22 protein-coding genes are annotated in these 20,666 nt (G+C 56.3%); 15 read left to right on the top strand and 7 right to left on the bottom strand.

Annotation, left to right across the window (positions count from 1 at the left end):
* Nucleotides 1–181 precede the first annotated feature (181 nt).
* Nucleotides 182–778, top strand: coding sequence for a PAS domain-containing protein (locus AWB81_RS32475; protein ID WP_062641284.1), 597 nt, complete (start codon nucleotides 182–184; stop codon nucleotides 776–778).
* Nucleotides 779–847: 69 nt separating this feature from the next.
* On the opposite strand, the gene AWB81_RS47270 is transcribed toward AWB81_RS32475, so the two are convergent.
* The 4 genes from AWB81_RS47270 to AWB81_RS32460 form a co-directional block, all read right to left on the bottom strand.
* On the bottom strand, nucleotides 848–982 hold the full coding sequence (locus AWB81_RS47270; RefSeq protein ID WP_235026021.1) for a DUF3331 domain-containing protein: 135 nt from the start codon (nucleotides 980–982) through the stop codon (nucleotides 848–850).
* Entirely contained in the window at nucleotides 979–1,236 is a 258-nt protein-coding gene (locus AWB81_RS48915) for a DUF3331 domain-containing protein (RefSeq protein WP_374730532.1), read from the bottom strand. The genes AWB81_RS47270 and AWB81_RS48915 overlap by 4 nt, the downstream gene beginning before the upstream one ends.
* Before the next feature lie 360 nt (nucleotides 1,237–1,596).
* On the bottom strand, nucleotides 1,597–2,244 hold the full coding sequence (locus tag AWB81_RS32465; protein WP_062641282.1) for a cysteine hydrolase family protein: 648 nt from the start codon (nucleotides 2,242–2,244) through the stop codon (nucleotides 1,597–1,599).
* 87 nt (nucleotides 2,245–2,331) lie between these two features.
* Nucleotides 2,332–2,895, bottom strand: coding sequence for a carbonic anhydrase (locus AWB81_RS32460; protein ID WP_279630592.1), 564 nt, complete (start codon nucleotides 2,893–2,895; stop codon nucleotides 2,332–2,334).
* Nucleotides 2,896–3,347: 452 nt separating this feature from the next.
* Here AWB81_RS32460 and AWB81_RS32455 point away from each other — a divergent pair, with 452 nt between their 5' ends.
* Complete coding sequence (locus AWB81_RS32455) at nucleotides 3,348–3,803, top strand: DUF6130 family protein (protein WP_087135347.1); 456 nt, start codon at nucleotides 3,348–3,350, stop codon at nucleotides 3,801–3,803.
* A 34-nt stretch (nucleotides 3,804–3,837) separates the two neighbouring features.
* On the opposite strand, the gene AWB81_RS32450 is transcribed toward AWB81_RS32455, so the two are convergent.
* Nucleotides 3,838–4,341, bottom strand: coding sequence for a GNAT family N-acetyltransferase (locus AWB81_RS32450; protein WP_062641280.1), 504 nt, complete (start codon nucleotides 4,339–4,341; stop codon nucleotides 3,838–3,840).
* 98 nt (nucleotides 4,342–4,439) lie between these two features.
* Nucleotides 4,440–5,444 carry an MBL fold metallo-hydrolase gene (locus tag AWB81_RS32445; protein ID WP_062641278.1) on the bottom strand — a complete coding sequence of 335 codons (1,005 nt, stop codon included), beginning with the start codon at nucleotides 5,442–5,444 and terminating at the stop codon, nucleotides 4,440–4,442.
* Between the two features lie 440 nt (nucleotides 5,445–5,884).
* On the opposite strand from AWB81_RS32445, the gene AWB81_RS32440 reads away from it, so the two are divergent.
* The 3 genes from AWB81_RS32440 (at nucleotide 5,885) to AWB81_RS32430 (ending at nucleotide 9,378) form a co-directional block, all read left to right on the top strand.
* The gene (locus AWB81_RS32440) at nucleotides 5,885–6,346 is read left to right on the top strand and encodes a nuclear transport factor 2 family protein (protein WP_062641276.1); all 462 of its coding nucleotides are present in this window, start codon (nucleotides 5,885–5,887) and stop codon (nucleotides 6,344–6,346) included.
* A 48-nt stretch (nucleotides 6,347–6,394) separates the two neighbouring features.
* On the top strand, nucleotides 6,395–7,006 hold the full coding sequence (locus tag AWB81_RS32435; RefSeq protein WP_062641275.1) for a glutathione S-transferase family protein: 612 nt from the start codon (nucleotides 6,395–6,397) through the stop codon (nucleotides 7,004–7,006).
* A 269-nt stretch (nucleotides 7,007–7,275) separates the two neighbouring features.
* A complete protein-coding gene (locus tag AWB81_RS32430; protein WP_062641272.1) occupies nucleotides 7,276–9,378 on the top strand; it encodes a 2Fe-2S iron-sulfur cluster-binding protein in 2,103 nt (700 codons plus the stop codon).
* A gap of 235 nt (nucleotides 9,379–9,613) precedes the next feature.
* On the opposite strand, the gene AWB81_RS32425 is transcribed toward AWB81_RS32430, so the two are convergent.
* The gene (locus AWB81_RS32425) at nucleotides 9,614–11,029 is read right to left on the bottom strand and encodes an aminotransferase-like domain-containing protein (protein ID WP_062641295.1); all 1,416 of its coding nucleotides are present in this window, start codon (nucleotides 11,027–11,029) and stop codon (nucleotides 9,614–9,616) included.
* Nucleotides 11,030–11,446: 417 nt separating this feature from the next.
* Between AWB81_RS32425 and AWB81_RS32420 the strand changes: the two genes are divergently transcribed.
* The 10 genes from AWB81_RS32420 to AWB81_RS32375 form a co-directional block, all read left to right on the top strand.
* Nucleotides 11,447–12,604, top strand: coding sequence for a branched-chain amino acid ABC transporter substrate-binding protein (locus AWB81_RS32420; protein ID WP_062641293.1), 1,158 nt, complete (start codon nucleotides 11,447–11,449; stop codon nucleotides 12,602–12,604).
* A gap of 118 nt (nucleotides 12,605–12,722) precedes the next feature.
* On the top strand, nucleotides 12,723–13,190 hold the full coding sequence (locus tag AWB81_RS32415; protein ID WP_374730531.1) for an ectoine synthase: 468 nt from the start codon (nucleotides 12,723–12,725) through the stop codon (nucleotides 13,188–13,190).
* Nucleotides 13,191–13,238: 48 nt separating this feature from the next.
* The gene (locus AWB81_RS48910) at nucleotides 13,239–14,087 is read left to right on the top strand and encodes a VOC family protein (RefSeq protein WP_159938970.1); all 849 of its coding nucleotides are present in this window, start codon (nucleotides 13,239–13,241) and stop codon (nucleotides 14,085–14,087) included.
* Between the two features lie 76 nt (nucleotides 14,088–14,163).
* On the top strand, nucleotides 14,164–15,102 hold the full coding sequence (locus tag AWB81_RS47265; RefSeq protein WP_235026020.1) for a helix-turn-helix domain-containing protein: 939 nt from the start codon (nucleotides 14,164–14,166) through the stop codon (nucleotides 15,100–15,102).
* A 245-nt stretch (nucleotides 15,103–15,347) separates the two neighbouring features.
* A complete protein-coding gene (locus AWB81_RS32400) occupies nucleotides 15,348–16,403 on the top strand; it encodes an AraC family transcriptional regulator (RefSeq protein WP_235026019.1) in 1,056 nt (351 codons plus the stop codon).
* A 641-nt stretch (nucleotides 16,404–17,044) separates the two neighbouring features.
* Complete coding sequence (locus tag AWB81_RS32395; protein ID WP_062641269.1) at nucleotides 17,045–17,947, top strand: helix-turn-helix domain-containing protein; 903 nt, start codon at nucleotides 17,045–17,047, stop codon at nucleotides 17,945–17,947.
* A gap of 276 nt (nucleotides 17,948–18,223) precedes the next feature.
* Entirely contained in the window at nucleotides 18,224–18,514 is a 291-nt protein-coding gene (locus tag AWB81_RS45035) for a hypothetical protein (protein ID WP_143753518.1), read from the top strand.
* Between the two features lie 21 nt (nucleotides 18,515–18,535).
* A complete protein-coding gene (locus AWB81_RS48905) occupies nucleotides 18,536–18,853 on the top strand; it encodes an NHL repeat-containing protein (RefSeq protein ID WP_374730530.1) in 318 nt (105 codons plus the stop codon).
* Nucleotides 18,854–18,947: 94 nt separating this feature from the next.
* Nucleotides 18,948–19,376 carry a DUF29 domain-containing protein gene (locus AWB81_RS32380; protein WP_062641286.1) on the top strand — a complete coding sequence of 143 codons (429 nt, stop codon included), beginning with the start codon at nucleotides 18,948–18,950 and terminating at the stop codon, nucleotides 19,374–19,376.
* A gap of 206 nt (nucleotides 19,377–19,582) precedes the next feature.
* A partial coding sequence (locus tag AWB81_RS32375; protein ID WP_062641262.1) for an ISNCY family transposase occupies nucleotides 19,583–20,666 on the top strand: 1,084 nt, incomplete at its 3' end.

Genomic DNA, 20,666 nt, shown 5'->3' with positions numbered 1-20,666 from the left:
TCACGCTCGCCGGCGAATCGCTGCGCAAGACGCGTAGTCGATTGACTGCGAAGCCGCAGTCCGAGTAAAAAGGCAAGATCCCGCGTCGCTGCGCTCCGCTTGTTCGCGATGGCGTGGAATCCTTGTTCGCTTTGCCGTGGAATCACGATTCACTTTGCCGTGGAATGGCTGTTCTCTTTGCGTGGAATACGCAGATGTCACAAAGCGCCATCGCGCCGAACAAGCACTTCTCGAAAGCCAGTCGTACCTGAAGCTTCTACTTGACTCCACCGTGCAAGGATTCTACGCAGTCGACCGCGAAGGCATCACGACAATGTGCAACGCCTCCTTCGTACGCATGTTGGGAATCGCTTCAGAACCCAAGGTAATCGGCCGGAAGCTCCACGACGTCATCCATCATTCCCATACTGACGGGACGCATTACGACGTCGTCGACTGTCCTATCAACATCGGCGCCAAGTTTGGAACACCTGCGCACATCGAAAACGAATACTTCTTCTCGGTTAAGGGCCGCGTATCCCGGTTGAATATACAGTGGTTCGGATTGTCCGAACGGCGCGCTGCGGGGCGCGATTTGTACATTCTTGGACATCAGCGCACGCAGCGAGTCGAGGAAGAACTGTGTTTACTCATCGAGACATTGGAATTGCAAATCGCGGCGCGAACGCAGGAGCGCGACCGGATTTGGTCTCAGTCCGGTGACTTGCTTGCGGTGAGGAACCTGAGTACAGGCAAGTGGCTAAGCGCCAATCCCGCATGGTTCAAAGTACTAGGATGAGATCCGCAGGAAGTGGCGGGTGCTGAAATAACGCGTTTCGAGGCCACCCGATGAGGTGGGAAGCTGGGGTCAACTTCCCTCGTACTCTGCGCAGTTATCATGGACCATTTTTGCGAGTATCATGAAGTCGCGGTTGGCCGGGCTACTCGTGCTTTGCTTTGGGCGATAGACTAGGTCACCGACCTTGATTGGCGCACCGGTCAAGACGCAAGACGAGTGTGTACGCGCACGCTCAAGCTCCAAAGCTGGTCGGCGTATCGTTCTTTTCGGGCGTCACTCCAGTAAATCGAAAGTGTTTCGCGAGATAAACGTTCAACGATTTCAAATCGCGCGGGTGCCCTAACTTCTTCGACCGCCTCTGTTCTGAAGGCTTCAGGAGCAGGTTCGCACCAGTGAAACTTGCCGAGCCTCGGGGTCGGGATAGATGCGGCGCGGCATGTCGGTATGCGCAGGCCCATCAATACCTCCATGATACGGGTCATGGCATCGCGTTTAGCTTCTCGATCCGTCGAACCTCTCGACGGGGCGCCTTCCATAGGCGATGAAATATCTCGACGCATCTGCTCCCCCAGTAGCCAACCCTTGATTTGTACCACTGCGCTTCAACCGGATAGCTGCTCTGGTTTGGCGAAACGGAGCCGCACGCAAAGTACTGGTTGCTACCCCCGGCCTCGGCATCAAGGAGCCGCTGTTGTCACAGCATAGACTCGATTTCGTGCGTGGCTCAGTGTAAGGCAATTAGCACTCGGTGGCGTCGCCGCGCCGAGGGACTGGGTGCTTCTCGCAACCCTTGATGCAGCAGCGACGCCACGATCCATTCAGCCAAGCAGCTTGACCGCCTCCTCCGTCGGTATCACAGAATGAGCGAGGAATTGATAATTCACCATCGCTGCCTTGTAGCCGTCACCCCATTCCGGATGTCGAGGGCCGGCCGTCGCATCGGATATGACTGTTACTTCGAACCCTTGCTCGATCAAATCGCGAAGATGAGATTCAACACAAAGGTTCGCTATCATCCCGCAGAGCAGCACTCGCTGCAGGCGCCGCTTTCTGAGCTGCAGCACTAGGTCGTTGGTTTGCGGACCAAAAACTTTGTGTGGGCTGACAACGATAGTCTTTCCGTCGTCGATGTACGCTTTCAACGGCTCAACCCAGTCCGCGCCCGAACCCTCGAAGTCTTGAAGAGTGAGCTGTCCGCGTCTCGAGAACGTGCCTGCGTCAAGCTCGCCAGCTTCGACGGGGCCATTCATTTTCCAGCCCAAATCAGTCGGATAGAAATAGTGCGGCGACACAAACACATCGATACCTTTGTCCTTCGCCGCTTTTAACACGCGCTCCAGATTGGCAACTGTCTTGTTCTCCGTGACACTTGCACCGACCGCTGCCCAGACGGTACCTTTGGAGCTCAGCACATCGTTTTGCGGGTCGATGATTACGACGGCCACATTGCCAGGATTGAAACTCATTTTTCAGACTCCTTAGTAACAGCGTCGGAGAGCCATGCAATTCCGCTGGGTGACGCCGAGAGCGGAGAGAGCGAGTGAAATCTTTGGTTACCAGCCAACGCGGACGTTGAGTTGACACATCTGCATGGTGCGGATAGACCTTGGCAGACAGGTCACAGACGGGTGGGTCCTGAGGTTCGTCAACTGAGCGATAACGTTTTCGCGAACCATTGACTCGAGCGCCACCGTAGGTGATGCATGCTGATGCGAATCGTTGATGGCGGCGGCCGCGTCCGCGTGACGTAACCACCCTGCGACAGCCGGGAGACGCGTGAGGTCCTTGTGGGTCGCAATCGCCGTCATGGCGCCGCAGTCTGAATGCCCGCACACGACGATATCCGCGACTTCCAGAACTGCTACGGCATATTCCACGGTCGCGGAGACGCCTCCAGGCTCGCCACCATAAGCCGGAACGATGTTGCCGGCATTGCGTATAACAAATATGTCACCAGGCTCCCGTTGTGTAACCATCTCTGGAACGAAGCGGCTGTCTGAGCATGTGACGAAAAGAGCAGTGGGGGCCTGGGCGAGCGAAAGCTTTTTGAAGAGCTCGGCCCGTTCCGGAAAAACCTCCTTCTGGAACTTTAGAAATCCATCAATAATTTCCTTCATGACGTCCCCGCATCGTCCTAACGTTGCCTCGAGATTAGTCATCGAGAGGTGAGAAAGTATTTCGGATTTGCACGCAAAAGGTTCACGTTCGCACGGGGATTATTCTCGGTGGTGAAGGGGCTCCAGGTACACTCACCACCCCCTCCAAAAGCGTCCGGCACACATCGACGGGCACCGAGCGTGCGACCAACCTCGATGCTTGAATTGGAAGGGGCAAGCAAGACGTACGAGAACGTGTAAAAGAGATAGCCGTCGGTCGCCTAAGAGTCGACACGCATTGAACGGGCGCGAAGCTACAAACGCGTGATTCTGAAAGAATCCGAGCAGTCGTCGTGCATATAGATAAGAACCTACTGATAGCGCAACCTATACTCGCCATCGAAGGCCGGGGCGGAAGCTCGGTACAGGCGGCTTCGGACAAGCGTTTGGGGGGCGAACCAATGGATGCGGCCATGAATCGGACTTTGCTTAGCGTAGCCGGAGCAGCGGCCTTCCTCTGTGCAAGCGGAGCGTTCGCACAGAGTGCAAGAGACATACGCGGCGCGGACCCTGTGGTCCCGCTTGAAAACGAGCCTCCTGCGCGAATCGTCGTCGACCCCCCGCTCCCCGAGCCCCTCGCAAAAGGATTCGTCTTCATCCAGTACCGCGCGGAGAACCTTCACATCGTACCGGTGTTCGGTCCGAAAGCACTTGATGACTCGCCGCGTATCGGACACATCCACGTAACGGTTGACGATGCGCCGTGGCATTGGGCTGACGCAAGCGGCGAGCCTCTAATCATCGTTGGGCTGCCGGTCGGCCAGCACAAGGTTCTGGTCGAACTCGTGGACGCTAACCACGAAACGCTCGACAGCGCGGTCTTGAAATTCGTCGTTCCAAAGCAGTTCTCACGACCGAATAAAAAGTAGTGACGGCGATGGGCTCGTCGGCCGCGCGCTTGAATTAGCGGTCCAGGCGAAACAGCAGCGAGTCGCGGTCCGGGTAGTCATATTTGATCGGCGTGTCTGATTTGTCTATCTGGCGGAAGCCTTTCTTGCGGTAAAACGCGTGTGAGCGACTAGCGAGTGCTGGCGTGTCCAAAATGATTGTCTTGACGCGATTCAGGTCGGAGAATGCGAGCAACCTGTCGAACAATTTAGCCGCAACGCCAGCCCCGCGATACCCATCTTTAACGAAGAATTTCTTGAGAACCGAGACGGACTCGGTCTCGCGCTGAAGTCCGATGGAGCCAATCACCTCTCTCAGCTCGCTTACTGCAACCCAAAACCCGCCACCCTCCTGTATGTAATTTGATTCGATATTGAGAAGGTCGGGCTGCTGGTCAAGCGATATATCGAGGCCCGCTTCGACGTTTTGTATAGTCAAAATCAAAGCGATGACTCCGTCCTTGAATTCCGAGCGGTAGTCGACGATTGTCCATTCATTGTCTTGCTTGCAAACGTGCATAGTGAAAGTCCATAATTGTCTTGCGAATAATGTATACAAAATGAGGCCACATCTATAGAACGTTCTTGCAAACGCTCGGGCCTGCAATCGACGAAGAACTAATCGGGGTTTTCGACACGCAGGGCCTGAATCATGGAGAAGGCATGGTGCGGCGTCCATACGTCTGCCCCTCCAAGTCGTTCTGTCCAGAGACGCCCATCCGAAGACGGAGTTAAAAGCATTTCGTTCGTCGCCGTTTCGATTGCGTCCTCCAGGTACCCGTCCATCAATGCCCATATGTTTTCCGTTCCGGTGCGCGCCGCCACGTCTTCGATTCGCACAGTGGTCAATGCTTTTAGCGAAGCTGCGCGGAGTTGTTGAACATATTCCTTCTGTGCCACGACGTCGGCCCGAGTGCCATAACGCGTCAGGTGGCCACACACAATTACATCGAAGTCGTAGGCGAGTAGCAGGTCATGGGCACGTAGATATTCGTGAACGTCGTTGGCGACAGCCAGATTTCTGAATGGTACCCACCCGGGAAAGATGACATCCACGAGCATGAGAACCTTTTGCCTCGGCTCGTATATGAAGATGTTGCCGGGTTGATGGATGTTCCCGTGATAACGAAGTTCGACCCTGTTGTTTCCCAATTCGAGGACGTACGCGTCATCGAACGCAATCGTAGGTGAGGGTCGGCGAGGGTCGCTGTAGTCGCGCAACTTATCCGCCGTGCTCTGGTGCGCGATTCGAATTGCATTCTGAGGAAAGAGGTCAGCGGCGCCGATGTGGTCGAAGTGCGAGTGGCTGTAGATTACATGCGTGATTGGTTCCGTAGTGACGGACGCTATGGCAGTTAGCAACACGTCGCGCATCGACGGAGGCGCGTCGACCACGATAACGCCTTGTCCAGTGACAAGAAACATCGTGTCGTAGCCACCCGCACTAATCCAGAAAACGCCGGGCCTGAGGTTTTCGAGTTGGTAACCGTCCGGCCCAGGTAGGCGTCCGAGCGACGACTTAGGTACGGCGGCGAACGGCCCGGTACAACGAATGCATTGGTATCGGGACGTTGGTGTGACGGCTGTGACTCGGCCGGCCGCGCCGGCTGCTTCGGTAGCCATTAGACCTCCTGCCATGAAACGACGACATGGTTGCGTGCTGGACACCTGTCAGCCGGCCAATGTTAAAGCTGGGTCGAAATCCCATGGCGCAGGCTTTCGCGCCACGAGCACGAACCACACCGCAGTGCGGCCTCCAGTCGCTGATGTTCTTCCGTTTTGCAATTGGGATGTTGCGACGTTGTCTTTTTTGTATCGGTTTCGCACTGTGTCGGCGGCGTTGCCAGTACGCGTAGCGGATTACATCAACGCAATCGTGCGAATGCAATACGCATGCTCGATTGACCGTTCGCGAACGTAACCACTCAGAAATGCCGACTGTCAGACTTTGCCCACAAGCTCTCTTCGCCGAGGGGCAGTTGTCTGACGCACAGTGGACGTCTGCCCACAGGGGGCTACTGATGTGGCTTTTTCTGAGTAGGAGGTGAATGATGCTGGATTAGGTGCGTCCCCCGTGTCCGCCATTCTCAAGTGAAACGGCGCCCTTGAAGGTGCGGCTTGCCGAGGATGGATGGAACACCCGCGACCCAGAACGTGTTTCGCTTGCTTACTCCATCGATTCGCGCTGGCGAAATCGAGCCGAATTTGCGAACGGGCGAACTGAGATTGTCGCTCTTTTGACCCGCAAGTGGCAACGCGAACTGGACTACCGGCTGATTAAAGAGTTGTGGGCGTATTCAGGAAATCGAATAGCGGTGCGCTTCGCGTACGAGTGCCACGACGACTCAAGGAATTGGTTCCGTTCATTTGGCAATGAAAACTGGGAATTCGACGAGAACGGTTTGATGATTCGTCGCTTCGCGTGCATCAACGACCTTCCTATCCGCGAAGAGGAGCGGCTGTTTCACTGGCCACTTGGTCGCCGCCCTGACGGTCATGCTGGGTTGAGTGACCTCGGCCTCTGACGATCTTCGCAGCGCTTCCGCGACCCATTTCAATTTAAGGGGAAAACCATGAAGCTCTATTACCATCCGCTGTCGGGCCATTCGCACCGCGCACGCCTGTTTTTGTCCCTCGTTGGTTTGCAGCCTGAGCTTGTAGAGGTGGACCTTATGAAAGGGGCGCACAAGGCGCCGGAATTTCTAAAGCTAAACCGCTTTGGGCAGGTACCCGTGCTAGTCGACGACGGGACGGCTATCTCCGATTCAAACGCCATTCTCGTTTATGTGGCGAAAAAGTATGGCAAGGATGACTGGTTGCCGGAATCTCCAGAGGCTGCCGCGTCCATTCAGCGCTGGCTATCCGTGGCCGCCGGTGAAATTGCGAACGGTCCGGCCGCGGCTCGTTTGATTACGGTCTTTGGCGCAAAGTACGACCCGGAGCAAGTAATTGGCCGTGCTCACAGCGTGCTGAAGCTCATCGAGACGGAACTGGAAGGGCACGATTTCATTTCACTCGACCATCAGACCGTCGCTGACGTCGCGCTATACAGCTACATCGCGCGAGCGCCCGAAGGTAACGTGGACCTGAAAGACTACCCAAATGTGAATGCCTGGTTGCGGCGAATCGAGGCATTGCCGGGCTTTGTAGAATTTCAGAAGACTCCCGCCGGGTTGAATGCCTGAGGACTGTCGCAGGTTAGCCTGGTTTGTGGGTGTGGCACGGGAAGCAACCTTCTGTAGAGGGAATGGACGCTTTACGCTGGCGCATTCATTTGAGCGATTTCGTTGGTGACTGCGCCTCGGATCATTTGTGAAAAGCAAGGAAATTCATCCCTGAGGCGGACACGCCATTGTTGGCAGGTTGGATAGACGGTCTGGTCAAGCCGACATGCGTCATCAAGGTGAATCCAGGAGTTCGACGCTAGAGACGTTGAGACGTAGGGAGCAACTTCATGAGCAGTTCAACCGTTCCGGCTTCACCAGGTTGGGACCTTGAGCGTTCGCCGTTCCATGAAGGCGAGTTGGCGGTGCAAGAGCGTGTCGGCGTCCGCGAAAAGATAGACGCCCAGGGGCGGCGTGCTGTTCGGCGCTACCTGACACCTCAACAGAGGGAATTCTTCCCGATGCTGCCTTACGTTTTTATGGCTTCCATCGACTCTCAAGGTCGACCTTGGGCCTCGTTGCTAGTCGGCGAGCCTGGCTTCGTCAATCCCACGAGCGATGTGACGGTTACGGTCCGGGCCCGCCCGCTTTACGGTGACCCGTTCAACGGCACGCTCACGCCGGGGGCAGAGATAGCATTGCTCGGCGTCCAGTTGCACACTCGCCGCCGCAATCGCATGATAGGCACCGTCGGGTCTTTGTTACCCGATGGCTTCACAATCAACCTCCGTCAGACCTTAGGTATATGCCCGCAATATATCCAGGGGCGAGAGGTTTCGTTTCATAGCGACCCGCTTGCACCGGAGCCGCGCCCGGTTCACCACAAGAACCACTTAGACGCATCGGCCACCGCCATTATTGCCAAATCTGATACCTATTTTGTTGCCAGCGTCCTTCTACAAGAAGGGGACGCTGTTGCCACCGGTGCTGATGTTTCGCATCGCGGGGGACGGCCTGGCTTCGTGCGTATCGATGACGACCATACGTTGACCGCACCGGATTTTGTTGGCAACTTCATCTTCAATACGATTGGCAACTGGCAAATCGACAATCATGCAGGGTTGATGTTCGTCGATTTTGATAGCGGCGACATGCTCTACATCGCCGCACACGCCGAGGTTTTATGGGATGGTCCTGAGGTCCGGGCCTTCACTGGCGCACAGCGCCTGTTCCGCTATCACATCGACGAAGTGTGCCGCGTCGAGGCCAGCCTACCGTGCAACTTCACTGCTCCGGAATATTCGCCACTCCTTGAGCGCACTGGTCATTGGGACGACGTCGCAAAGACGCTGGAAGCGGAGCGGCTTCGTACGGTCTGGCGACCATTCACGGTTCTGGAGACCGTCCACGAGAGTACGACTATCCGCTCTTTCATCCTGGCGCCAGGGGATGGCAGTGGCCTCGTGACTTATCAGGCAGGGCAGTATCTGCCTATTCGGGTGCGACCGGCTGGCTGGGCCGAGCCAGCGACCAGAACCTACACTCTGTCCGACGCGTCGAACGGTCGCACCTATCGGATTAGCGTCAAGCGCGAGGGCAATGGCGGCTGCTCCGACTACCTGCACGACCACATTGGCGTCGGCGACACAATTGAGACGCTCGCACCGCGCGGTGCATTCGTGTTCAATGAAGCTGCAGGGAGACCCCTGGCGCTTATTTCGGCTGGCGTCGGTATTACGCCTGTTATCGCGATGCTCAATAGTCAACTGGTCAACGATGGCCGCACGCTCCTCCACAAACCAATTTATTTCATACATTCCGCCATTAACAGTAAGCACCGGGCGTTTGCGGGACATCTTGCAAAGAAAGCAGAACTTCACGCGAACCTCTTTCTCCATATGGTGTTCAGCCGTCCATCTGAAGATGATGTGCTCGGTAAAACGCACCACAGCGAAGGGTATATCGACCGAACGCTTCTACGACGCGTACTTCCCCTTGACGATTACGAGGTTTATCTTTGCGGACCACCGGGCTTTATGCAGAGCTTGTACGACGCGTTGCTATCCCTCGGCGTGCGGGATTCCAGAATTCATCTTGAGAGCTTCGGTCCTGCCTCGGTCTCGCGTCGAATCGAGAAGACAGCGGAAGCGGACAACAGCGAGGGTGTCGTGGTCGCGTTCGCCAAAAGTGGCAAGACCGCAATCTGGAGACCGAAGGCTGGCAGTCTGCTCGAGTTGGCGGAAGCCAACGGTCTCCAGCCACTCTACGCCTGCCGTTCGGGGAGTTGCGGCACCTGCGTGACGCGGGTTGTTAAAGGTGAGGTCGACTACACTGAACCTCCAGCACACGACGTGGAACCGGGCGAAGCACTGATTTGTATTGCACACCCGCATCCAGGGCCGCACCTCGAGGACGGAACGCTCAATCGTGAGGGCATCATTCTTGATATTTAGCAGATATATCCGTAGCTCGCGTGAGGATGCTGCTTCTGCCACCGTAGAGGAGCTTGCAGAATCCTTTGGACTCGCATCGCTAATGCTTGATTGGCACGAACAACACCTCCATGCCGTGACACAGCATTGACATGATCTTCCCGAATTCGCCTTGCGGAGCCGCACGTGCCGAAAGGCGGTGCTCGGGTTGCCAAAGCTTTTCAAACGAACATCCCGCCGCATAGCACTACGAGCATCAGATTACCTGACTCGGTTCATATGATTTGAGATGCAGGATGTCAGCGATTCGGCGCAAGCAATTTTCAAGGTCGCTACGCGTTCTCGGCGCGCCTAAGCAGAGTCGTACGCCATCGGGTGCCTCGGAAATCGAAAAGGCATCGGTACCAGCGACAGATATGCCTGAGAGCTTCAACTGGGTTACGAATGCGTTGCGCGTCCAGGGCATGGGCAACGGTAGCCACAAATGAAACCCGTGACTATGTCGGTTTTCAAGGTCTGCACCAAGATGCCGACGCGCGATTGCTTGGCGCGCGTCACTCTCTGTGCGTATTGCAGAAAGCATTTCTTCCGCCAAGCCGGACTCAATCCAGTAAGTAGCGACCGCTGCACTCAATGGAGCGGCCATCGAAGCCGTCGCACGTATCACGACCGAAGCCCTTTCTGCAGAGCTCTGGTCCGGGACCGCGAGATAGGCGATGCGCAGTGCAGGCGATACGCATTTCGCAAGTCCTGAAATGTAGTAGACAAGCTCGGGTGCCAACGACGCAAGGCTGGGAAGGAGCTCCAAGGTGTCGGTCGAATCGTCGGGCAAGCTGACCAACGGCCAATAATTATCGTCTTCGATGATTGAGAGCTTGTGACGACGCGCTACTTCAACCAACGCGATGCGCCGATCCAGAGGCATCGTAATCGTGGTTGGGTTGTGGAGAATGGGTGTGCAATAGAACGCTTTCGGCCTCTCGGACCGGCAAATTGTGTCCAGTGATTCGGGTAACGCTCCATGTTCGTCCATCTCGACGGCCGAAAGGCGGATTCCCAGCTCCTTTGCAAGCAGGATACAGCCAGGATAGGTCAGTGCCTCAACGCAAATTGTGTCACCGGCGCTTGCCAACATCATTGAGACGGCGAGGAGTGCGCCCTGCGCACCGGGACAAACGAGGACGCGCTCAGGCCCAAGCCCTGGAATTCGTTGAGCGAGCCAGTTTGAGCCCACCAAGCGGTCTCTCATGGCCCCGCTAGGCACCTGATAACGCATGAGCATTTCCATGCCGCGTTCGGTCAGCATCGCAGGCACGCCCTCCCAGATTCGCTTTTCCAGTGTGGGATTGTCGAATGGCGGCGGCTGATTTATCAGCATGTCGATGCCAGACATGTTCGTTGAGTTGGCAGGCGGACGGTGTATTGCCTTCACATAGGTGCCTCGGCCCACACGAGCCTCAAGCAGCCCTCGTCGCTGCGCTTCAGCGTAGCCTCTGCTAACAGTCGTGAAGTCAATGCCGAGAGACGCCGCAAGTGCACGCTGTGGGGGCAGTCTGTCGCCAACGCGGAGTTCGCCCTTATTGATGCTTTCGGCGACGGCATTTGCGATTGCCAGATACGTGGGACCGTTCCCATCTTCGAGAAGCGGAGTCCAGCCAGATGTTCGCAACATTTCGCACCTCGCCCGGAGCAACCTGCCTTTATTGTATGCAACATTTTTGCCGTTTGCTCCACTTTTGTGCCTGAGTGTCTGCATCACCTCCACTCGGCGGTCGAAACACTGCGCTCGAAGCTCTGGTAATAACGTTGTCAGCGGTACATTCATGAGTTCGGTATCGACAGCATTTTTTTATCATATGAAATCCCAAAGCGCCTATGAATAAGCCAAACCGGCAAACGCAATCGAAACTGAGGTCGAAAAAGTACGCGCTTAATTTATTGATTGAATGCAGACAATCAGGTTTTCAAAAGAAAATTGTTTGCATTTCGCAGAGCTTGTTTCTATTGTATGGATATGCGCAATGCAGCAAAGCCTCTGGTTCTACACCGCGCCGTTGAACTGAGAAGTAACGTTCTTCGGGAGCACATCATGAACTGGCGCATGCCCACGCCGAAGCACTTCTTTGCCGGAGCGCTTTTCGCTTTTGGGGGCCTATGGTGCCAGGGCGCCCCGGCACAGGAAGGTGTGCAAATCGGATTTGCTGCCCCGTTGACCGGACCGTCCGCAGCCGACGGCAAAGAAATGGAAAACGCGGCGCTACTCGCCATCGAGGATGCGAATGACCGCCATCCCAAGATTGCCGGCCGGTCCGTCTCATTCGAACTGGTGCCGCTCGATGACCAGGCAGACACGAGAGTCGCCAGTCAGGTTGCTCAGCGCTTCGCGGACATGTCTGTTGCGGGTGTAGTAGGACATTTTAATTCCGGCTGCAGCATCGTCGCCTCGAACGTCTACGACGTAGCTCAGATAGCGGAGGTAAGCCCGAGCTCCACGAGCGCCGCATATACGCTTCGACGCAAAAAGTCGTCGTTCAGAGTGGTGGGACAAGACGCGGTCGCTGGTGCCGAGTTGGGACGCTATATCGTCGAAAACCTACAGGCCAAGCGTGTTGCAATCATTGACGACCGAACCGACTTCGGTGCGGGCCTTGCCGACCGAGTGAGTGATTTCATCACCCAGCGCCATGTGGCAATCGTGTCCCGCGAGTACGTAACTGACAAGACGGTTGATTTCAGTGCAGTTTTGACCCGGATACGTTCGCGGAACGCTGAAGTCGTTGTGTTCGGTGGATTTGAAGCGCAAGCCGGGCAGGTAGTCAGACGGATGCGAAGTCTGGGTATGAGTGCGACGCTCGCTGGCGAAGGATTCAACAACAACACCTTCCTGAATCTGGCGCGCGGCGACGGTGAAGGCACGATCACTGTACAGCCCGGGTTGCCGCCCGGCAAGATGCCAGCAAAGGATTTTTCGTCCCGTTACGAGGCGCGATTCAAGGCAAAGCTTGAAGGATTCCAAGCTCCCTATGCATACGATGCGACCTCGGTCATCGTGCAGGCGGTATTGGCCGCTCAATCTGCCAAAGCCGCCAACGTACTGCAGGCAGTGATGAAGACACGTATGGACGGCTTGACGGGGCCAATTGCCTTTGACGCCAACGGTGACCTCGCCGTGTCTCGGTATACGGTGTATCGATTGACCGGTGACCGTTGGGTCGACGCAAAGGTGTTCGTGGCCCACGGCAGGTAGAAAGGGGTAGGTGACAGGCAGTGCATCCGACACTTTTTCCCGTCTCGCCGCGCCGTCTTGTCTGCTCCAACGCCGCTTGTTCTTCGCTCTAGGGTGATGCTTGATTGGCTGTTGGCAAATGGGTAAGTACTTGAGCAGAGCGGATATCGCTCAGTTCTGCGAGGAACATGAAATGTTAGTGCGAGACGTCGATTCGACCATTGGAACATTGCGACACGTTTGCGGTGAAGGATGGGATAGTAAGCGATTGGTCGTTGCAACAGACAGCGTTGGTTTCTCCCTCCACGATACCACCGTCGAAGAGGGCACCCAGATGGAACTGCAGTATCGGCACCATGTGGAGGCTAATTATTGCTTCGCTGGCGAAGGCGAGGTCGTTGACGTCGCAAGTGGCGAAAGATTTCAGCTTAAGCCGGGTAGCGTGTATGTCCTTGACAAGCATGACCGACATGTCTTGCGTGCAATCAAGGGTGACCTTCGACTTGTTTGTGTGTTCAGACCCGCTCTCGCGGGCGACGAAACACATACAGCGGAGGGAGGATACGAGCTCATACGAGTCGCTCCTGATTCTACTGCTACCGATTGAATCGGCGGGAACTTGTGCGGCAGCTTAGGACTTGTAGGAGTTCATGTTGTGAGCCCGAAAACGCAAATCGACCATGTGGTCGTCGCGGTACGGAATCTCTCCGACGCGAGCCGCTATTATCGGGCGCTGGGTTTTAACGTCATCGCGGGGGGAGCACACGGACATGCGCCGACCCGAAATGCGTTGATTGTATTTGGTGATGGGTCATTTATCGAGTTAATTCAGTGGTCAGCACACTCGCCAAACGACCGTTGGCAGCACATTCTTGAAGCCGACGGTGAGGGCTTGGTAGATTTTGCCGTGACTACGCAGGACCTTGCCGGTCTACTCGCCCGTGCGCAAAGCCACGGCATCCATATGGCCGGACCCATGGACGGGTCCAGAAAGACGTTAGACGGTGTTGACCTGCGGTGGAGCGTGGGCTGGCCGGCATCAAGAGAACTGCCGTTCGCTTGTTGCGACGTAACGCCTCGAACGTTTCGAGTTCCAGAGGGTGATATGCGGTTGCATCCAAACGGCGTGACCGGCATAGATTCGGTTGTGGTTGCAGTCGTCGATGCTCTCGCATCGCTTGACCAATATCAAAGACTCTTCGAAATCGCGGGTGAACGCTGCCCCGAAGTGGCCGGACCGGGTGCGTGCATTGGAGTCGCCGACTTTGGAACTACGCAGGTCGTTTTGATAGGTGAAGAGCAGCCCGCAATGACGGCGGTGGCTACGCGTGTGCGAAGCTACATTGCACGTAGGGGACAAGGCCCATGCGCTCTTGTTCTCCGCTCGCCCAATTACCCCAATCCAATAGATATAAAGTTGGCTGACACATGCGGAGTAGCGCTCCGCATGTGCGCGGCTAGAGAGCCACCGAGCAACCACATGAGTTCGACGCCACAAGTGTAACCGCGTGCCTATGACCGGTACGGAGTTGTTTTATTAGATAAGTAATACTTATTTATTTAGAGTAAAGGACAATGCCATGTATCCCGATACGTTTGCATGTGAGCCCAGGCTTCGGAGAGCCGCAAGCCCCAGCAGCTCGCTTGAAGAAGAAGCGGACTGGCGAAAATCCGTGCACGTCCAACTCACAGCGTCGCGCATTTCTATCTCATTCTGGCGTGACACTGCGGAACATGAGCGGCAGTTGCACGCTCCGATACTGGAAGGTCACTACATTATCGAGGTGCTGCTGCGGAATACTATCGTGGACTGCTTTAGGAATGGTCGACGCATAACAAAGGGGACAGGAGGCTTTGGCGGAACTCAAATCGCAGCGCCGGGTGAAGAAATCCGTTGCAGCTTCAGAAGACCGGTCGAAGCAGTCCACGTATTCGTTCCGCGCTCGATTCTCGTCGCGACATATGAGGAACTGCAGCAATGCAGCTGCCCACCGGATTACCACTTGTCGGACCCCGGGTTCGCCCCAGACACAGTGATGGGCAAGCTGGGGTGCACCTTGCTTGAGGCCACGAGCTTGCGAAGTCCATTTTCAGGTCTCTATTGCGAGAGCCTTGGGATGGCGATTCTTGCTCGGGCGATGGAATTTCAAAACGAGCTTTCAGCCGCGGGACTGCGTCAAGGACTAGCGCCTTGGAGGCTGAAGCGTGCGATTGAGTACATCGAGGACAACGTTGGTGAGCAGATTAGCTTGACAGACCTCGCAGAACGCGCGGGCTTGAGCCGCATGCACTTTGCTGCTCAATTCAAGCTTGCCACCGGATTGAGTCCACATGCATACCTGACAGAGAAACGACTTGGTGCCGCTAAATCACTACTTGCGGAAGGTCGTCTGCCAATTGCTCAAATTGCTTTTGCTGTGGGATTCCATACGCAGGCACATTTCACGACAGTCTTCCATAAGGCAACGGGCTTGACCCCGAAGCGTTGGAGGGAACAGGCATCGCAGGCAAAGCGTTAGCCGGCAACAAACAGTCTCTTTGAGGCTAAAAAGAGCAGGGCCGTAAAAAGGGAAGTCTCACAAAATGAAAAGCGACGCAAAAACGTTCTATACACATGCGAGAGCTGTTGTAAAAATTCACTGGCGTTGTCGGGACAGAATGACAAGGTCGATGCACGCCGATTAGGCGCTATGGGATAGGTAGCGATTTCTGATTTTGGGTACGGAGGGCTGGCCTGCTGCGTGTGGATCGCCGGAACTAGAGAGTGACTGCGTTGCGCCCGCTGCCTCCGGATGTGTTCCAATACGGCTGCGTTGCAGATTGCCGGTCCGTGCGTGAGCAAGCACGCTTTTTTGGATTTGGTGGATTCCAAGTTTCTTACGACCGGCCGAAGCCGTATAGTGTCGCTCCTTCGGCAACGCGTCTGCATTTCAGGCCCCGATTTTTCAAACATCTCTCGACTATGGCAGGAAAAAAAAGGCGGAATACGACCGAATTCGCGCGATTTGGACATGTCGATAGTATCGGGATGATTGAAGCGCTGCACGCTAGGTTTGAAGACCATCGGTTTGCCGCTCATGCGCACGATACCTGGTCGATAGGTGCCGTGGTTGCGGGGGCGAAAGACATCTCGGCGAAAAAGGGGAGCCAACAGGTCTTTGGGGCAAACCAGGTCTACTGCATCCCTCCAGAGAGTCCGCATGCCGGTAAGACGATCGGCGGAATGTGCGAATACGTGATGCTCTATGTTCCCGACGAAGCGTGGCGGCAACAGTGTGAAGCCTTCGACGTGGATGTGCGTCAATTCACGCGGGAATTGCCTGCCGACACGCAACAGGTGCGGCTCACACAGGCGTTCGTGAATCAGATTATCGGGTCACCGGAGACGGTCGATGTTTGGTCAGGTGAATGGTCGCTCTCCTGCGAGTCACTGTTGGGGGAGTATCGCGGGTCACCTCTGTCGAAAACCACGTCATCGTCGCGCGTGCGTACGGACCCAGGTCTTCATCATGCGTACGAATGCTTGCATGAGTTCTGGAATCGGAACGTATCGCTACAAGACCTGTCACGTGAATTCTCGATGACGGCATCCGACGTATGTCGCCGCTTTTCATTGGCCTATGGTCTAACGCCGCACAGATATGAGTTAGTGCTTCGTTTAACTAAAGCAAAGTCGCGGTTGCTCGAAGGTGTCGAAATATCGGATGTTGCCTCTGAGACCGGATTTGCCGACCAGAGCCATTTTGGTCGTCACTTCAAGTCAATATTTGGCGTTACCCCGGGAGCGGTCGCAAAGGCAGGTCATCTGACATTCGTATAATTTCTTGGGCGCGGAGACGAGCTGTGGCTGTCGCAGGGACGCACCGACCACGGGCGCGAGATAGCGCCACTCGGGCGTCGGTCGGGTTCGGAAACATTATGCTTTTGGCTTCTTCCCAATGTGCGTGTCCTCAACGACCTTCGCCACCTCGGCGGAATGCGAAGTCATCACAACGTGTGAGGTGCCTTCAACTTCAACGCTTTCTGCTCCTTCGCTCGTTTGCCATGAACTAGATCGCTGCTGCCAGAGTGTCCTTGTCTGCAGAGCCGTGAGTGAAGGACGAAGGGACATGCTTCCGCACCGCTAGCCCGGCGCCTTCACCCAACGGCGCCTCGGAGATTGGACGCTGGCTTACAGCCGTAGCCTGCGCAGCAGCAGCGGGTAGGGGAGAAAGAGAGGAGTCTGGTAACGCTTCCGATGCGTCGCAAGAAACGTAACTAGAATTCGTGAATGACGGCAGAACCACGGAAAATCCGTCGCTAGAAGGGGACGAATCTCGCGGGGTGGATAATTAACTGTGGTGACCTTCGCGAGATGACTGGCGAGCAGCATCCCAAAGATGAGATTGGACAGAACTCAGGGACAGCTCACCGCACCCCCTCCACAAAAAGTCCGATGTTGGGGTAACTGTAGGAGGCAAGATGGAATCTGACGAGGCATACGGTGACGGAATCGCGAACCGGTTCCACCTGAAGAGTGCTGCCTCAATCGCGACCCACCTTCGCCCCGGCGCCTTCTTCGCTGCAACTCATATGCTGTGCGGGGATGAAGGCCTAGGGAAGACGCTCCCCATTCCTGCCCGGTCTGCGTACATCGTTTGCATCCTCTTCCAGCCCCTGGTGCACGAACTCTGGTTGGCAGGGAAGCCGGTCCCCGTTGGCCCTCTGCCTTCCGGAACCATTTCGGTGGTGAATCTGGAGCAGGAGCCGACGGGATTTTACGGAGGACGACTGGATTCGCTGCAGATTTACTTTCCGAAAGAAAGCCTTACAGCTATGGCAGACGACGGTGATACACGGGTCGTCCACGACGTGGCCATTCCCAACGGAACGATTGACCCGGTTGCCTACCAACTCAGCCTTCTGATGCGTCCAGCACTCAAGCATCCAGAGCAAGCAAACTTGCTGTTCCTGTCCGGATTGATGGAGGCTTTTTACGCCCACCTATCGTGGCGGTACGGAAATCTGTGTGATAAAACTGTCCGCTTCAAAGGCGGACTCTCGCCCAGAGACCTTGCGCGAGCGAAAGAGCTTATCGACCAGAACCTATCGGGAGATGTCAGCCTGGCCTTCCTTGGCAAAGAATGTGGCATGTCGCCAAACCATTTTGCCCGCGCCTTCAGGCAATCCACCGGCATTCCGCCACATCGGTGGCTGTTGTTACGCAGGGTCGAATTCGCCAAAATCATGTTAGAGCGGGGAGAGATGACTGCCTCTGAGATTGCCTCCGCGACCGGATTTGCGGACCAGAGCCATCTCATCCGGGTCTTCTCGCAGATAGTCGGCGCCACCCCAAAGGTCTGGAAGGCTGGGCAAAAGCGCTAGCGATTGACGTCAGGCGTTACGATAAGAACATCCAACCTCGATATGATTCTCCTATAGCGTAGCGGCTTCGGAAGGCAAAATGCTACTAAAATGAAGGGAATGCGTAGAAAGACAGGATATCGCCGCGCACTCGGTCATAGCGATTCGAATGGCAAGGCATGGAGATGTGGGAATTTCCGCTTAATCGGTTTTGATATGTTGGGTACGTAGCGCGGTTCATCGAGGGCCTCGTTTCCAAAGTCCCTAGTTCCGGTGAAAGTGACACAGGAGGCGAAGATGAGGCGGCTATTCAAGACGAGCGGGGAAACAATAGACCTGAAGGGTCCTTTTTCCGCACGCGAAGTTCAAAAGATACTCGAAAGTAATTCACTGACGTTCGTAATGCTGCTCGATGACGAACATATGATGGTCCTTCGGGGTGACGAAAATGAAGGTGAATGCCCAATAAATGAACTGGCGACCATTATTTGTGACCTCCCTCATATGCCAAAGATGCAACATCCCATCCGTGGCGACGCGCTGATTGTTCCCGCTCGAGACGTCGCACCCCACATCGACGTGATTTGACCTAGGCGCGGTCTAGCTCCAGTGCTTCTCTTCTGCATCCACACTTCAAGATTTCGCAAAGGCGAGCAAATCCGTATTGACCTTGTCGGCCTGTGTTGTTTGACGGGATGCATCGGCGATGCAAGCGATGGCGTGGCGCAGGTAGGACTCGGGCAGGGGATCGCGGCGGACTCCGCGGGCAATGTGTATGTGGCGGATTCGGGCAACAATACCATCCGGAAGATCAAGCCGGCGGGCGTCGTCACCACGCTGGTCGGGACCGCCGGCGTAGCCGGGAGGGCCGACGGAAGCGGGGCTGCCGCGCAATTCGATGGTCCCGTTAGGCATCGCGGCGGATGATGCGGGCAACGTGTATGTGGCGGATACGAACAACTACACCGTCCGCAAGACTTTCCGCGTGATAATTCGGGAACGGAATAAGCCGGAGGCTCAGATGAGCAAGACCAGCGAGATTTACGAACAGGACTTGGTTCTCTGGACTGAGGAGCAGGGCAAGCTGCTGCGCGAGGGCAAGCTCGACGAGGCTGATATCGAGAACCTCGCCGAGGAAATCGAGAGCATGGGCCGCACGGAGCGGGCGAGGCTGTGCTCGCACACGCAGCGGCTGCTCGAATACCTGCTGAAGTGGTTCTATCTGCCCGAGCGCCGCTTTCCGAGCGGCTATGCCGCCATCGTCGAGGAACGCACCATGATCGAGGTCGTGCTCGGATGCAGCCCGAGCCTAGGCGACCGCTTGCCCCAGATCATGAGCTTGGCCTATCCCGACGCGCGCCGGCTGGCTGCTATCGAAGTTTCTCCGCTGCCGGACGAATGCCCGTGGACCTTCGAAGAGGCGATGACGCTACCCATCGAAGGGGTTTAAAGGCATGAGCCAGCCGCTTCTGCGAGTCGGCTGGCTCGAGTTATCCACAGAAATGGTGCATAAACCTGTGATTAACATAACGTCAGACTCGCAACCAGTTGGTTGTGGGAGCAAAGTAGTAGTGTCGTACTTGAGCAAAGTACAGATGTCGTACCAAGGGATCTGTAGCGCATGCTGGTGCGGTTTTCCCGCCTGTGGAGACCGCCATGACGCGCACTGGGACGATCACAATGAGCATGCGGGAGCTTGACCGGCTGAAGGTCATCGAGGCGGTCGCCGAGTCGCGTCTGATGACCTGGCGCGCCGCTGAGCGGCTGGGTCTAAGCCGGCGCCAGGTCGAGCGGCTCGTGATCCGCTACCGCGCCGAAGGCGCCGCTGGTCTTGTTTCGCAGCGGCGCGGCGTGCGCAGCAATCATCAGTTGCCGCAAACCGTGCTTGACCGGGCGTTGGAACTGATCCACGAGCGCTACGCCGATTTTGGTCCGACGCTGGCGTGCGAGAAGCTGCGTGAATGCCATGGCCTCGTGCTGTCGAAGGAAACCGTGCGTCACCTGATGACGGATGCCGGCCTGTGGGTGCCGCGCAAGCAGCGCCCGCCGAAGGTCTACCAGCCGCGTGCCCGACGAGCCTGTTTCGGTGAGCTCGTACAAATTGACGGCTGCGATCATTACTGGTTTGAAGACCGCGGGCCCGCGTGCGCGCTGCTGGTGTTTGTCGACGACGCGACGAGCCAGCTGATGCACTTGCACTTCGCGCCGACCGAATCGACTTTCAGCTATTTCGAGGCGACGCGCGCGTATCTCGAACGGCACGGCAAGCCGGTCGCATTCTATAGCGACCGCGCGAGCGTGTTCTACGTCCACAAGCGCGACGAAACGGCCGGTAAAGGCGTCACCCAGTTTGGTCGCGCAATGTACGAGCTAAACATCGACACATTTTGCGCCAACAGCAGTCCCGCCAAGGGACGCGTTGAACGGGCTCATTTAACGCTGCAGGATCGTCTGGTGAAGGAGCTGCGCCTGCGTGATATCAGCACCATTGCAGCTTCTAACGCGTTTGCCTGCGTTTTCATGGCGGCCTATAACGCGCGCTTCGCAAAGCCGCCAAGAAGCGCGTACGACGCGCACCGGCCGCTGCGCGATGACGAGAACCTCGACGCGGTCTTGACTTGGCGAGTGCAGCGCAAGGTATCGGATGCGCTGACGTTGCTGAACGATCGCGTACTCTGGCTGCTCGACGACACGCCGGCGACCCGCAGGCTGATCGGCCGCTACATCGACGTGTGGGAAT

This window comes from Caballeronia arationis (assembly GCF_001544975.2).
In the GTDB taxonomy this organism is placed as follows: Bacteria; Pseudomonadota; Gammaproteobacteria; order Burkholderiales; family Burkholderiaceae; genus Caballeronia; species Caballeronia arationis.
Note: the sequence above shows the minus strand (reverse complement) of the source record. Positions and strands in the feature narration are given on the sequence as shown.